General features: G+C 64.4%; 11 protein-coding genes, 1 tRNA gene and 1 pseudogene. 8 read left to right on the forward strand and 5 right to left on the reverse strand.

Features of this window, described 5'->3' with window-relative positions; translation table 11 throughout:
• Positions 1 to 13 precede the first annotated feature (13 nt).
• The 7 genes from B6V75_RS15180 (at position 14) to B6V75_RS15210 (ending at position 7,906) form a co-directional block, all read left to right on the forward strand.
• Positions 14 to 1,162, forward strand: a complete 1,149-nt coding sequence (locus B6V75_RS15180) for a Gfo/Idh/MocA family oxidoreductase (RefSeq protein ID WP_240496980.1) — start codon at positions 14 to 16, stop codon at positions 1,160 to 1,162.
• A complete protein-coding gene (gene iolC / locus B6V75_RS15185) occupies positions 1,159 to 3,078 on the forward strand; it encodes a 5-dehydro-2-deoxygluconokinase (protein WP_088720246.1) in 1,920 nt (639 codons plus the stop codon). Before B6V75_RS15180 ends, iolC begins: the two co-directional genes overlap by 4 nt.
• Positions 3,079 to 3,220: 142 nt before the next feature.
• On the forward strand, positions 3,221 to 5,077 hold the full coding sequence (iolD, locus tag B6V75_RS15190) for a 3D-(3,5/4)-trihydroxycyclohexane-1,2-dione acylhydrolase (decyclizing) (RefSeq protein ID WP_088720247.1): 1,857 nt from the start codon (positions 3,221 to 3,223) through the stop codon (positions 5,075 to 5,077).
• A 99-nt stretch (positions 5,078 to 5,176) separates the two neighbouring features.
• A complete protein-coding gene (gene iolE, locus B6V75_RS15195) occupies positions 5,177 to 6,091 on the forward strand; it encodes a myo-inosose-2 dehydratase (RefSeq protein ID WP_088720248.1) in 915 nt (304 codons plus the stop codon).
• 4 nt (positions 6,092 to 6,095) lie between these two features.
• Positions 6,096 to 6,299 (forward strand): hypothetical protein, encoded by a 204-nt coding sequence (locus B6V75_RS15200; protein WP_078542413.1) that lies wholly within the window; start codon positions 6,096 to 6,098, stop codon positions 6,297 to 6,299.
• A complete protein-coding gene (gene iolB / locus B6V75_RS15205) occupies positions 6,296 to 7,102 on the forward strand; it encodes a 5-deoxy-glucuronate isomerase (RefSeq protein WP_088720249.1) in 807 nt (268 codons plus the stop codon). The genes B6V75_RS15200 and iolB overlap by 4 nt, the downstream gene beginning before the upstream one ends.
• A 24-nt stretch (positions 7,103 to 7,126) precedes the next feature.
• Positions 7,127 to 7,906, forward strand: a complete 780-nt coding sequence (locus B6V75_RS15210) for a TIM barrel protein (protein WP_088720250.1) — start codon at positions 7,127 to 7,129, stop codon at positions 7,904 to 7,906.
• A 463-nt stretch (positions 7,907 to 8,369) separates the two neighbouring features.
• Here B6V75_RS15210 and B6V75_RS15215 read toward each other — a convergent pair whose 3' ends face one another.
• The 5 genes and pseudogenes from B6V75_RS15215 to B6V75_RS15235 all read right to left on the reverse strand — a co-directional run bounded on the left by B6V75_RS15215 (position 8,370) and on the right by B6V75_RS15235 (position 13,113).
• Positions 8,370 to 9,671 (reverse strand): MFS transporter, encoded by a 1,302-nt coding sequence (locus tag B6V75_RS15215; protein WP_088720251.1) that lies wholly within the window; start codon positions 9,669 to 9,671, stop codon positions 8,370 to 8,372.
• A gap of 132 nt (positions 9,672 to 9,803) precedes the next feature.
• A pseudogene (locus B6V75_RS15220) lies at positions 9,804 to 9,986 on the reverse strand (hypothetical protein); the annotation flags it as partial.
• 150 nt (positions 9,987 to 10,136) lie between these two features.
• Positions 10,137 to 10,210, reverse strand: a tRNA-Gly gene (locus B6V75_RS15225).
• A 155-nt stretch (positions 10,211 to 10,365) separates the two neighbouring features.
• Positions 10,366 to 10,926 (reverse strand): fasciclin domain-containing protein, encoded by a 561-nt coding sequence (locus tag B6V75_RS15230; RefSeq protein ID WP_088720252.1) that lies wholly within the window; start codon positions 10,924 to 10,926, stop codon positions 10,366 to 10,368.
• 168 nt (positions 10,927 to 11,094) lie between these two features.
• Positions 11,095 to 13,113, reverse strand: a complete 2,019-nt coding sequence (locus B6V75_RS15235; protein WP_088720253.1) for an ASKHA domain-containing protein — start codon at positions 13,111 to 13,113, stop codon at positions 11,095 to 11,097.
• A 159-nt stretch (positions 13,114 to 13,272) separates the two neighbouring features.
• On the opposite strand from B6V75_RS15235, the gene B6V75_RS15240 reads away from it, so the two are divergent.
• Positions 13,273 to 14,088 (forward strand): TIGR00282 family metallophosphoesterase, encoded by an 816-nt coding sequence (locus tag B6V75_RS15240; protein ID WP_088720254.1) that lies wholly within the window; start codon positions 13,273 to 13,275, stop codon positions 14,086 to 14,088.
• Positions 14,089 to 14,105 lie beyond the last annotated feature (17 nt).

Raw genomic sequence — 14,105 nt, forward strand, 5'->3', positions numbered from 1 at the left:
GCCACGAGTGACAATGACTTCAGAAACCGAGGCTGACATGGCGCTTCAGATGCCCGAAACTCCGCTTGGCGTGGCCCTGATCGGGACCGGCTTCATGGGGAAATGTCACGCAATGGCGTGGCGCAACCTCGCGACCGTATTCGGCGGTGCGCATCCCCGGTTGGAGGTCCTCTGCGACACGCCCTCCGACAAAGCCCGCGCCTTCTCCGAGCAGTTCGGCTTCGCACGCGGAAGCGACGATTGGCAGGCGAGCTGCACCGACCCGGCGGTCGACGTGGTCTCGATTACAGCGCCCAACGGTCTGCACCGCCCGATGGCGGAAGCCGCGCTGCGTGCAGGCAAGCATGTCTGGCTCGAAAAGCCGATGGCGCTGACGTTGGAGGATGCGCGGGCGATGGCGGCGCTTGCTACTGAGCATCCCGGACAGGTCACGATCCTCGGTTACAACTACCTGCGTTCGCCCGCCTTCCAGATGGCGCGCAAGCTGATCGCCGAAGGCGCGATCGGCACGCCGCGCGCCTTCCGCGGAGTCTACGACGAAGACTATTCCGCCGACCCGCGCCTCCCGTGGTCATGGCGGATGACGCGCGAGGCTGGTGGTCTGGGCGCCCTGGGCGATCTGGGCTGCCACCTCGTGTCGCAAATGGTCGCGCTTATGGGCCCGGTTGAGGAACTGACCGCGATGACGCAGATCGCGATCCCAGAGCGCGGCTCCCCCGATGGGCCGAAACCGGTCGAGAACGAGGACAGCGCGATGGCGCTGATCCGGTTTGCCAGCGGCGCGCAGGGCTCCTTCGCCACGTCGCGGGTCGCGCGGGGCCGCAAATGTCGCCTGCAATGGGAGATTCATGGCTCGGACGGCACGTTGGTCTTCGATCAGGAGAATATGAACGAACTGTGGGCGCACCGCGCTGGAGAGGCGGGCTTCACACGTCACCTCACCGGTCCCGAGCAGCCCGACTTCGCCGCCTTCTGCCCCGCGCCGGGGCACAATTTTGGCTTCAACGAACAGAAAGTGATCGAGGCGCGTGACCTGTGCGCGGCCATCGCGAGTGGCTCGAATGCCGGTCCCGATTTCGCCGCCGGTCTGGAGATCGAGACGGTGATCCACGCAATGGCGCGCTCCAACGGTGCCCCGATCCGGATCGGAGATATGGCATGAAAAACCTCGACGTGATCACGATTGGCCGGGCCGGCGTGGATTTGTATGGCGCGCAGATTGGCGGGCGTCTGGAGGATATGGGCTCGTTCGAGAAGTATATCGGCGGGTCTCCGACGAACATCGCCTGCGGGACGGCGCGGCTGGGGCTGAAGTCCGGGCTGATCACTCGCGTCGGCGACGAGCATATGGGCCGCTTCATCCGCGAGCAGTTGCTGCGCGAAGGGGTGGATGTGACCGGCGTGAAGACGGACCCGGAGCGGCTGACCGCGCTGGTGATCCTCGGCATCCGTGATGAAGAGCAGTTCCCGCTGATCTTCTATCGCGAGAACTGCGCGGATATGGCGCTGAGCGAGGAGGATATCGACGAGGCGCTGATCGCGCGGACGCGGAGCGTGCTGGCGACCGGCACGCATCTGTCGCATCCGCGCACGCGGGCGGCGGTGATCCGCGCGCTGGAACTGGCGCGCAAGCATGGGGCGAAGACCGCGCTCGACATCGACTACCGCCCGAACCTCTGGGGCGTGGCGGGCCATGGCGAGGGCGAGAGCCGTTTTGTGGAAAGCGCCGAAGTCACGGCCAAGCTGCAGGACGTGCTGCATCATTTCGACCTGATCGTGGGCACCGAAGAGGAGTTCCACATTGCGGGCGGCTCGACCGACACGATTGCGGCGCTGCGTGCGGTGCGCAAAGTCTCGGACGCCACGCTGGTGTGCAAACGCGGGGCCGCCGGCGCGGTGGCTTTCGAGGGCGATATTCCCGACAGCCTCGATGACGGCCAGACCGGCCCGGGCTTTCCGATCGAAGTGTTCAACGTGCTGGGCGCGGGCGACGGGTTCTTCTCGGGCCTGATGAAGGGCTGGCTCGATGGCGAGAGCTGGCCGAAGGCGCTCGAATACGCCAATGCCTGCGGGGCGTTTGCGGTCTCGCGCCATGGCTGCACGCCCGCCTATCCGTCGCTGACCGAGCTGGAATTCTTCCTCAAACGCGGCGTGAAGCAGCCCGATCTGCGCAACGATGCGGAGCTGGAGCAGATCCACTGGTCGACCAACCGCCACACGCGCTCGCTGCCCGACTGGCCGGATTACCGGGTCTTCGCCTTCGATCACCGGATGCAGCTCGAAGAGATGCCGGGTTACACGCTCGAGAAGGGTGGGGCGTTCAAGGAGCTGTGCCTGTCGGCGGCGCGCGAGGTGCAGGACGGGCGTCCGGGCTATGGCATCCTCTGCGATGACCGGATCGGGCGCGCTGCGCTGCATGCGGCCTCGGGCTCGGGCCTTTGGATCGGGCGGCCTGCTGAATGGCCCGGGAGCCGCCCGCTGGAGCTGGAACCGCAGCTTGGCCCCGATTGCGGCGGTCTGACCCAATGGGCGCGCGAGGAGGTGGTGAAGGTTCTGTGCTTCTGCCACCCCGACGACGATGCCGAGACCCGCGCCACTCAGGAGGCGACGGTCAAGCGCCTCTTTACCGCGGCGCGGCGCAACGGGCTGGAATTCCTGCTCGAGATCATTCCGTCCAAGGTGGGACCGGTCGATGCCGACACCACCGCGACCCTGATCCGGCAATTCTACGAGATCGGCGTCTACCCGGATTGGTGGAAGCTGGAACCGATGGCGGACGCGGCCGGATGGGCCAAGGCGGTGGCCGCCATCGAGGAATACGACAAGCACACCCGCGGAATCGTGGTGCTGGGCTTGGACGCGCCGGAGGCCGAGCTGGCGGCAAGCTTCGAGGTCGCGGCCAGCTTCGATCTGGTCAAGGGCTTCGCCGTCGGCCGGACGATCTTCGGTGACGTGGCGCGGGCCTGGATGCAGGGTGAGCTGACCGATGCCGAGGCCGTGGCCGAGATGGCGCGCCGCTACACGCGGCTCTGCGGGATCTGGGACGGAGCACGTGCGAAGGCGGCCAAGGCTGCTTGAGGTTTGAGCGGGGAGGGGCTCTGCCCCCGCGCGCGGAGGCGCGCAGAACGAAATGGGGAGGGGGCTCTGCCCCCGCTCCCTTACGGGAGCTCCCCGGGATATTTTGAAAGAGCGAAGCGGTGCTTCGCTGGAGGAAAGCAAGATGAGCGAGACGATCCGGCTGACCGCCGCGCAGGCGATGGTGAAGTGGCTCTCGGTGCAGATGACCGAGGATGGCGAGCGGTTCATCGAAGGGATGTGGGCGATCTTCGGCCATGGCAACGTGGCCGGGATCGGCGAGGCGCTGCATGCCTACAAGGACGTCTTCCCGACCTGGCGCGGGCAGAACGAGCAGACGATGGGCCATGCGGCGATCGCTTATGCCAAGGGCAAGAAGCGCACGCGGGCGATGGCGGTGACCAGTTCGATCGGGCCGGGATCGACCAACCTCGTGACGGCTGCGGCGCTGGCGCATGTGAACCGGCTGCCGGTGCTGATCGTGGCGGGTGACGTGTTTGCCACGCGCCGTCCCGATCCGGTGCTGCAGCAGGTCGAGGATTTCGACGATGGCACCGTCAGCGCCAATGACTGCTTCCGGCCCGTGAGCCGCTATTACGACCGGATCTCGCGCCCCGAACATATCCTGAGCGCGCTGCCGCGGGCGCTGCGGGTGATGACCGATCCGGCCAATTGCGGTCCCGCCGTGCTGGCCTTCTGTCAGGACACGCAGGCCGAGGCCTATGATTACCCGGTCGAGTTCTTCGAGCCGCGCGTCTGGCGTATTCGCCGTCCCGCTCCGGATGCGGGGGAACTGGCGCGCGTTGCGGAGATGGTGAAGGCGGCGAAGAACCCGGTGATCATCGCAGGCGGCGGTGTGGTCTATAGCCAAGCCGAAGACACGCTCGCGGAGTTCGCGTCGAAGCACCGGATCCCGGTAGCCGAGACGCAGGCGGGTAAATCGAGCCTCGCGCAGAGCCATCCGATGAGTTTCGGGGCCTCCGGCGTCGACGGGTCGGCGGCGGCCAATGCCGCCTCGCAGAACGCCGATCTCGTGATCGGGGTCGGCACGCGGTTCCAGGACTTCACCACCGGCTCGCGGACGCTGTTCGGGGCAGGGGCGAAGCTCGTCTCGATCAATATCCACGGCTATGACGCGGCCAAGCACGGGGCCGAAAGCCTCGTGGCCGATGCCAAGGTCGCGCTCGAGCATCTGAGCGCGGCGCTTGGCGATTATCAGGCCGCGGCGCCCGATGCCGATGCCCGCGAGGACTGGCTGCGCGCGGTCGACGCCTATTGCGCGCGTCCCGAGGATCAGGCGGCACTGCCGACCGACGGACAGGTGATCGGCGCGGTGCAGCGCGCGACCGGCAAAGATGCGGTCGCGATGTGTGCGGCGGGCACGATGCCCGGTGCGCTGAAGCTGCTGTGGAAGCCCTCTCAGGGGGGCTATCACATGGAATACGGCTATTCCTGCATGGGCTACGAGGTGGCGGGCGCGATGGGCCTCAAGCTCGCGCGGCCCGAACGCGAGGTGCTCTGCTTCGTGGGCGACGGCTCCTACATGATGGCGAATTCGGAGCTTGCAACGGCGGTGATGCGCCGCGTGCCCTTTACGGTGATCCTGACCGACAACCGCGGCTATGGCTGCATCAACCGGCTGCAGACGATGGGTTGCGGCGGCGAGCCTTTCAACAACATGTATGTCGATTGCAATGTCGAGGCACAGCCCGAGATCGACTACGTCGCCCACGCCGCGGCGATGGGCGCGCATGCGGTGAAGGCGGCGAATACCGATCAGCTGGAAGCGGAAGTGAAAGCCGCGCGCGGGCGCGACATCCCCACCGTGATCGTGATCGAAACTGAAGCGCGCGACTTCCCCGGCACCGGGCTCGAGACCAGCGCAGGCAAGCACGGCGCATTCTGGGAAGTGGCGGTGCCGGAAGTCTCGGACCGCCAGAAGCAGCGCGACCGCTTCGAGGAATACCTGACCCAGATCGCAAACGCGCGGCTGGTGAATTGAGAATTGACTGAGACCGGGGGCTCTGCCCCCGCTCCCTGCGGGAGCCCCCGGGATATTTGAACCAAGAGGAAGGGGTATCCCCCTTCGAGGAGTTGAACCATGATCCGTTTCGGCACGAACCCGATCGCCTGGGCCAATGACGACGACCATTCGCTGGGCGCGCATATCCCGACCGAACAGATCCTGCGCGAGGCCGCCGAGATCGGCTTCGAGGGGATCGAGAACGGCCATCGCTGGCCGCAGGATGATCCCGAAGCGCTCAAGAAATTGCTCAGCGGCTATGGGCTGGATTTCGTCTCGGGGTGGTATTCGCTCAACCTGCTGGCGCAATCGGTGGAGGCGGAGAAGGCCGCGATCCAGCCGCATCTCGACAAGCTAAAGCATAATGGCTGCAAGGTCTGTATTGCCTGCGAGACGTCGAATTCGGTGCAGGGGCAGGACGTGCCGCTGAGCGAGAAGGCGGTTCTGAGCGCCGCCGAAATGGCCGAATTTGGTGCCAAGGTCGAGGAACTGGCGGCGTTCACCGCCGGGCAGGGCATTGATCTGGTCTATCACCACCACATGGGCACCGTCGTCGAGACGCCTGCTGAGATCGACGCGTTCATGGCGGCGACCGGCCCTGCGACGAAGCTGCTGTTCGATGCGGGGCATTGCTATTTCGGCGGCGACGGGATCGATCCGGCTCCGATCCTGCGCAAATACGTCGACCGCGTGCGCCATTTCCACGCCAAGAATGTTCGCCCCGAAGTTATGCGCAAAGTGCGCGAGGAAGGCATGTCCTTCATGGACGGGGTGCGCGGCGGCGTCTTCACCGTGCCGGGCGATAGCGAAGGAGGGATCGATTTCGCACCGCTGCTCTCAGTCCTCAAAGAGGCGAGCTATGACGGATGGATTGTGATCGAGGCCGAGCAGGATCCCGATCAGCACAACCCGTTCGAGTATCAGTCGCTGGGGCTCAAAACACTCAAGTCAGCCGCCGTCGAGGCGGGGCTGATCGCCACCGAACAGGCCTGAGCGCATGGCCCGTGATCGCTTCCTCGATTTCGACACGCCCTGGTTCCGCCCGCTTTGGAAGCGGCTGCTGGTGGTGGGGGTGGCCCTTGGCTGGGGGCTGTTCGAACTCGTCGCTGGAGATCCGGGTTTCGCGATCCTGTTCCTCGCGATGGGCGGGTATGCCGCCTATCGTCTTTTCGTGACCTTCAAGCCGAGAGAAGACAAATGACCGATCTGCTGCGCAAACCCTTTGGCACTCATGGTAAAGTCCACGAGATCACCCCGCAATCGGCGGGCTGGCGCTATGTCGGCTTCTCGCTCTATCGGCTGCGGGCGGGCGAGAGTGCGGCGGAGGCGACCGGTTCTAACGAGGCGATCCTCGTGATGGTCGAGGGCAAGGCCGCGATTAACGCCGCCGGGCGGGATTGGGGGGTATTGGGCGAGCGGATGGATGTGTTCGAGAAGACGCCGCCCCATTGCCTTTATGTCCCGAACGATCAGGACTGGGAGGCCGTGGCAGAGACGGATTGCACGATCGCGGTCTGCCTCGCGCCGGGCAAAGGCGGGCATGAGGCGCGCCGCATCGGCCCCGACGGGATCAGCCTGACCGAGCGCGGAAAGGGCACCAATACGCGCTACATCAACAATATCGCGATGGAGGGAGAGGATTACTGCGACAGCCTTCTGGTGACCGAGGTCTTCACGCCAGCGGGCCACTGGTCGTCCTATCCAAGTCACCGCCATGACGAGGATGACTTCCCGCGCATCACCTATCTCGAAGAGACCTACTACCACCGCCTGAACCCGGCGCAGGGCTTCGGCATCCAGCGGGTCTATACCGAGGATGGCACGCTCGACGAGACGATGGCGCTCTCGGATGGCGACGTTGTGCTGGTCCCGCGCGGGCATCACCCCTGCGGCGCGCCTTACGGGTTCGAGATGTATTACCTCAACGTCATGGCCGGGCCGCGCCGCAACTGGCGTTTCCAGGCTGATCCTGCTGTGCAGTGGATCATGGAGCGGGATGCCTGAGCGGCATCCGTTGGGAGAAGAACCATGGGACAACCATTTCAACTGGCCGCCTGCGCAGAAATGCTCTGGAGTGACCGCCCGATCGAATGGCGCGCGGCGCGCCTCACCGAGATGGGCTTCGGCGTAGGGCTGTGGAACGGGCCCGACCACGATCTCGACAAGCTCGAGGCGGTGGGAGCGAATTACACGATCATGAACGGCTATCTGCAGGGGCGGCTGAGTGACCCCGAAGGTGCCGAGATGCTGTTACGCTCGGCCCGTGAGATTGCGCAGATCGGCAAGCGCCTTGGCGTGGACCGGCTCAACCTGCATGGCACGGGTCTTGGGGACGGCGGTCTCCCGATCCCGCACTCTGGGAGCTTCGCTCCGGGCATGTTCCAGCGTGCTTGCGATACGCTGAACAGGATTTGCGATCTGGCCGAAGAGGAGGGGGTGGTCTTCACCCTCGAGAACCTCAACCCGATCGACCATCCGGGCTGCCCGTTCGGCGCGACAGCGGATGTTCTGGCGCTGGTCTCGACCGTCAATCGACCACAGCTGCGGATCAATCTCGACCTCTATCACACGCAGATTGGCGAAGGCGATGTGATCCGCTGGTGTGAGGCCTGTTTGCCTTGGATCGGTGAGGTTCAGGTGGCGGACAATCCGGGTCGCTGTGAGCCGGGCACTGGCGAGATCAACTACGCCGGTGTGGCGAGGGCGTTGCAGAAAATGGGGTATCAGGGCCCTGTGGGCATGGAGGCCTTCGCGCAAGGCGATGATGAGGTCGCACTTGAGGCTTTCCGCAGAGCCTTCACGGTCTGAGAGCATTTACCACTGGAAAGGAGTGTGCCGGTCATTTTTCCGACCAGCACACTATTGTGCGCTCGATCCTTTTACAGTCTCAAGGAACCAGCATGTCATGTGAACGGAAATGCTGGTTTTCGCGGCTTTGAATTTGAACTGACAGCTCTCGCGTCTACGGATCGAGACTTCACGATGCGTGCCGACCCAGGCCCGTTCTCAGCCTTGATCACCTGCTCGTCGCGCTACGCCGTTAGCGGACTTTCGCACCAAATGCAGCGAATGACTGTTTTCCGCCCATTCCTGCATCACTTCGTTAACGGCCCAAAGCTGACCCTCAGCCTTTGTCAGACCGCTGCGCTGCAGCTTCATGAGACCGGCCATTCCTCCATCGTATGCAGAGCGGACGGAGCAGCACCGCGCACAAGGAGTTCGCCGCCGACCACCACACCTGCAAGGCCAATTGTCGCCAAAATAACGGAGTTCATTCTCTTGGGTCCTGTTGCGCCAATTCCATGGGGAGGGGAGCGTCTTCGGGCTGGTCCGCATCCAGTTCGGCCTGATCAGCACCGAGGGCGACCGTTTCAGGTGTCGAAGCGCGGGCCATCGGTTTGGATTGGAACGCCACCTTGTTTTCACTGGAGACGGCAGGAGCATTTCTTAGCCTGTAGGCCGCAAAAGCAAACAAAAGGATGTGTGCAGCGCCGGTGACAGCGAACAGGCTGAGAGCCCCGAATGCCGTCATCGACATACCGGCAACCGTAGGGCCGATGATCGACCCGATCCCGAACACCAGCAACAGACCACCGCTCACCTGAATATATGTTCCGGGCTCGGCATGGTCGTTTGCATGGGCCACGATCACCGGATACATCGCAAAAACCGTCGCTCCAAACAGAGCGGAAAGGCTAAGCACAGCGGCTGGAGTGGTCGCGCCCGAGACCAGAAAGAGCGCATCAGAAACAAGGGCGAAGCCGGTGATGGCGATCAGCACTTTTCTTCTGTCAAGACGGTCCGAGGCGATCCCGACGGGGATTTGCATCGCAGCGCCTGCCAGAATCGGAATGCTGGCGAACAACGCAATATGGCCCAGCGTCAGGCCGATCCGGGCCGCGTAAACGGCGGCCAAAGTTCCGAAAGAAGCATTTGAGACACCGACCATCAACACCGCAAAGACTGCAATAGGTGAATTTTTCCAAAGTCCCCGCAGATTGAGCGAGACCTTAGTGAGCGGCCGCGGGGTCGTTGTCGCGCTTATGGCTGTCGGCAGAAGCGCCAGACAGTAAACCATCGCGGCCAGAACGAAGAAGAAAAAGCCGCTGGCATCCCCAAGTGTCAGCACCATCTGGCCTGCCGTCGTCGCAGCAAGATTTACCATCGTATAGATGCCGAAGACCCGACCGCGCGAGGATGCCTCGGTCCGCTCGTTGAGCCAACTTTCGACGATCATTGCCGCTCCTGCAAAACAGAAACCGGACAGCGCCCGCACCGGGATCCAGACCCATGGTGTGATAAGGATGAGAGAAGTAAGAACGGCAATGGCGGCAATCGCGCACATGGCCCCAAATGCCCTGATGTGTCCGACACGCGCCACGAGGGCAGGCGTGCGCAAGCACCCCGCGATATACCCGATCGCCCACCCTGTCCCGAGCAGGCCGAGCGACGCTGCCGTGAAGCCTTCGGCCTCGCCGCGGACAGGCAGGATCAAGGCATTGACGCCGCCCGCGAACAGCAAAAACGCTGAACCCAGAAACAGGGCACCGAGAGAGAACAAGCTCTTCACCATGCGACCGAACTGCTCCTTCTTGGTTCTTCATTGAAAATCTGGACTCGGAGGGACCAACGTCAAGAAATTCAGTGCTTTCCGGAGAAGAATATCTCCAAAACTGAGAACTGCGCCAGTGCAGGCATGACAGACAGTCTGCTGGTGGCCACGTCGACCTGTCGGCACGGCATCCTCGGTCATCTCGGGGTCAAACCAGATCGTCAGCGAGCCCCGCGACCATCGCGACCGCCGGTAGGCTCAACCGAGCGACGCTGCCACCGGCTTACTGTAGGCTGGCCAGCTCTTGGTTTTGTAGGTCGGGCGCATGGGGTCCATCCGCTTCGGGAGTTTCTTCGGGACTCTTCGGGAATTTCCGTCGTTTTATGTCCTGAATTGGCTTCTCAGTCAGCAAAACAGTCGAAAGCTCTTCTCCGCCGTAGAGCGGGGATGGCGCTTTCAAAACAACAGCTTATCGTCTCGGGAGGGTGGAGCGGGTAGCGGGAATCGAACCCGCGCGTTCAGCTTGGGAAGCTGACAGGCTACCATTACATCATACCCGCATGGTGCGAACGCAGAGGTATTCCAGCCAAAAGCCACGGTCAAGAGGGATCGCGCGGGGCCTCGCGCCCTCCCATGAAAAAGCGCCCGGCGAGGATCAGCTCACCGGGCGCCAGGCGCCGCGCGAAAAAAGGGAGACGAGGCGCGCGGGGGGTAGTTACATCTTCGGCTGAAGCACCGTGTCGATCACGTGGACCATACCGTTCTTCTGTTTCACATCGGCGGTCTGAACCGTCGCGACATCGCCTTTCGGGTCCTTAAGCATCACCATGCCGTCCTTGACCATCGCGGTCAGATCACAGCCGCCGAGCGTCTTGATCGTGGCCATGCCGTTGCCCTTCTGAACGGTCGCGATGATGTTCTCGGCGGTGATCACGCCCTTGGCGACGTGGCAGGTCAGGATATGCGTCAGCATCTCCTTGTTCTCCGGCTTCACCAGCGTGTCGACGGTGCCCGCGGGCAGCTTGTCGAAGGCCGCGTTGGTCGGCGCGAAGACGGTGAACGGGCCGGGGCCCGCCAGCGTGTCGACGAGGCCCGCAGCTTTCACGGCTGCGACGAGCGTCGTGAGGTTCGGAGCGGCCGAAGCGTTCGCCGCGATCGGCTTGCTCTCATACATTTTCGCGCCACCGACCATCGGGTTCGCCAGCGCGGGCAGGGCGAGGCCCAAGGTTGCGGCTGCGGTGAGCGACGCGGCGAATGCGCGGAATTTCATGGACATAGGTTTTCCTTCCCTGTTGAGCGACGGTTGTCCCCGCCAAAGCAAGAGGGTTACGGCGCGCCGGGGGCGAGCCGATCACTTACGTCTCATCACGAAATCGTGTGTAAGCTGATCCGGCCCGAAATCGGGCCGCTCGCAGCGCTCTGAAGCGAGGCCCGCAGGCCTGCCTCAGCCGCGCCTGCGCCGTCTGCGCCCGCCATCCTCGCCCGAGCCGCCGGTGTTGAAGCTGACCTCCGGAAGCGGCGCAATCTTGCGCAGCTCGGGGAAGGGGGCGGTGGCGTGCGGCAGCGCGTTCGCGGCCACGAAATGCTCCTGGAAGCGCGGCTCGATCGCGGTCTCGACCTTGGTGATCTGATGCACCTGCGCCTCGATCTCGCGCCGCGCCTTCACCGAGCACAGCGCCATATGCGCGCCGGTGCCCGCTGCGTTGCCCGCCGAGGTGACACGATCGAGCGGCGCATCCGGGATCATCCCCAGCACCATCGCGTGCTTGGGCGAGATATGCGCGCCGAACGCACCCGCGAGCACCACGCGGTCGACCGTGTCCACGCCCATCTCGTCCATCAGCAGACGCGCGCCCGCGTAGAGCGCGGATTTCGCCAGCTGGATCGCACGGATATCGCCTTGGGTGACGGTGATGCGCGGGCCTTCCTCACCACCGTCGTAGATCACGTATTCATGGGTGCGCCCGTTCGGCTCGCAGCGCGGGGTACCGACCTGCTCGGCCGAACCGATCAGCCCTGATGTGTCCACGATCCCGGCCATCCGCATCTCGGCCACGGCCTCGATGATGCCCGAGCCGCAGATGCCGGTGATGCGGGGCGTGCCGAATTCGGGATCGGTCGACCAGTGCTCGTTGCCGATGATCTTGAAGCGCGGCTCCTTGGTCTCCGGGTCGATCTCGATGCGCTCGATCGCGCCGGGTGCGGCGCGCTGACCGCTGGAGATTTGCGCGCCCTCGAAGGCCGGGCCGGTGGGTGAAGAACAGGCCAGAACCCGTTGTTTATTCCCGAGAATGATCTCGGCATTGGTGCCGACATCGACGATCAGCGACAGGTCTTCGCGCTTCTGCGGAGCCTCGGACAGCGCCACCGCCGCCGCATCCGCGCCGACATGGCCCGCGATCAGCGGCAGGATATAGGCGCGCGCGCCAGCGCTGGCCTCGATGCCGATCTCGCGTGCGGCGAATTCAAGGCTCTCCGAGGTCGCGAGCGCAAAGGGCGCCTGACCCAACTCCACCGGATCGATGCCCAGCAACAGGTGGTGCATCACCGGGTTGCAGACGACGACCGCCTCGACGATCTCGCCCGTCTCGACCTTCGCCTCTTCCGCCAGTTGCCGCGCCAGATCGCCCATCGCATCGCGCACGGCGTTGGTCATTTCCTGATCGCCGCCGGGGTTCATCATCACGTAGGAGACCCGGCTCATCAGGTCTTCTCCGAAGCGGATCTGCGGGTTCATCACGCCCGCGCTCGCCAGCACCCGCCCGTCGTCGAGCGCGACCAGATGCCCCGCAATCGTGGTCGAGCCGAGGTCGATCGCCAGCCCATACAGCGGCACTTCGCGCACGCCGGGGAAGATGCCCGTCACGCGCGGCCCGTCGCCCGCATCGTGGATCGCGACCGTGACCTTCCAATCGGCCTTGCGAAGCGCGGGCTGAAGCATTCGCAGAACATCAAGATCGGCGCGCACGCCTTTGATCTGCCACTGCTTTTCGAGGGCCTGCGAGAGCCGCTGCAGGTCGCCCTCGGGGCGGTGCATATCTGGTTCCGCGACTTCGACATAGACCGGGCGCGTCGCCGGATCCATCTCCATCACGCGTTCGGAAGCCGCCTTGCGCACGACCTGTTTGTGCACCTGACTTTCGGGCGGCACGTCGATCACCACGTCGTCGAGGATTTCGGTCTGGCAGCCCAGCCGCCGCCCCGGTTTCAACCCGCGAATCCGGTCATAGCGTTCCTCGACCGCGTTGATCGGGCTGACCGCGCCGGGCTCCACATGCAGGCCGAGTTTGGGGAAATCGCCGAAGGACGGCGTGCACTGGCATTTCGAGCACACGCCGCGCCCGCCGCAGACGGAATCGAGATCGACACCCAGCTTGCGCGCCGCCGCGAGCACCCTTGTGCCACGCGCCACGCGCCCCCGCTTGCCAGAGGGGGTGAAGATTACCTGCACGTCTTCGGTCATATCGCGCTCCCGTTTTCCTTGCCCCTCGTTCTAGGGCCCATGCGGGGCAGAGCAAAGCCCGCAACCGACGCGCCTGCATGAGAAATCGTCATCATCATCATGCAGCCGATGCGCGCCGCCCATTGCTCTCGCTGGCGCCGCGCTCTATCTAATCGGGCCATGAAGATACTCTTTCTAGGCGATGTGATGGGCCGCGCGGGCCGCGCCGCGATCACCGAAACCCTGCCGAAACTTCGCGAGGAGTGGCGCCTCGATTTCGTCGTGGTCAATGGCGAGAACGCCTCGGGCGGCATGGGGCTGACCGGCGATCACGCGAAGCTTCTGCTGGATGCGGGCGCGGACGTGGTGACGCTGGGCGATCACGCCTTCGATCAGAAGGACATGCTGCGCTTCATCGAGAGCGAGCCGCGCATCATCCGCCCCGTGAACTACGCCAAGGAAGCGCCGGGCAAGGGCGCGCGGGTGTTCCAGGACCGGCGCGGGCGCAAGGTGCTGGTGGCGCAGGTGCTGGGCAACGTGTTCATGAAACGCGCCTTCGACGATCCCTTCTCGGCCATCGAGGCGGAACTGAAACGCTACCCGCTGGGCGGGGCGGTGCAGGCCGCGCTGGTGGATGTGCATTGCGAGGCGACCTCGGAGAAGATGGCGATGGGCCATTGGTGCGACGGGCGTGCGAGCGTCGTCGTGGGCACCCATACCCATGTCCCCACGGGCGATGCGCAGATCCTAGAGAAGGGCACGGCTTATCTCAGCGATGCGGGAATGTGCGGCGATTACGACTCCGTCATCGGCATGGCCAAGGCCGAACCGATGCGGCGCTTCGTGACCGGCATGTCGAAGGAACGCTTCTCGCCGGCGCGCGGTCCGGTGACGCTCTGCGGCTTCTATGTCGAGACCGACGACAAGACCGGCCGCGCCACCCGCTGCGAAGCGGTGCGCACCGGCGGCAGGCTCGCGCAATCGGTGCCGCTCTGAGCGCCGTTCGCGTCCCG

This window comes from Thioclava sp. F1Mire-8 (genome assembly GCF_002213165.1).
GTDB classification, from domain to species: Bacteria; Pseudomonadota; Alphaproteobacteria; order Rhodobacterales; family Rhodobacteraceae; genus Thioclava; species Thioclava nitratireducens.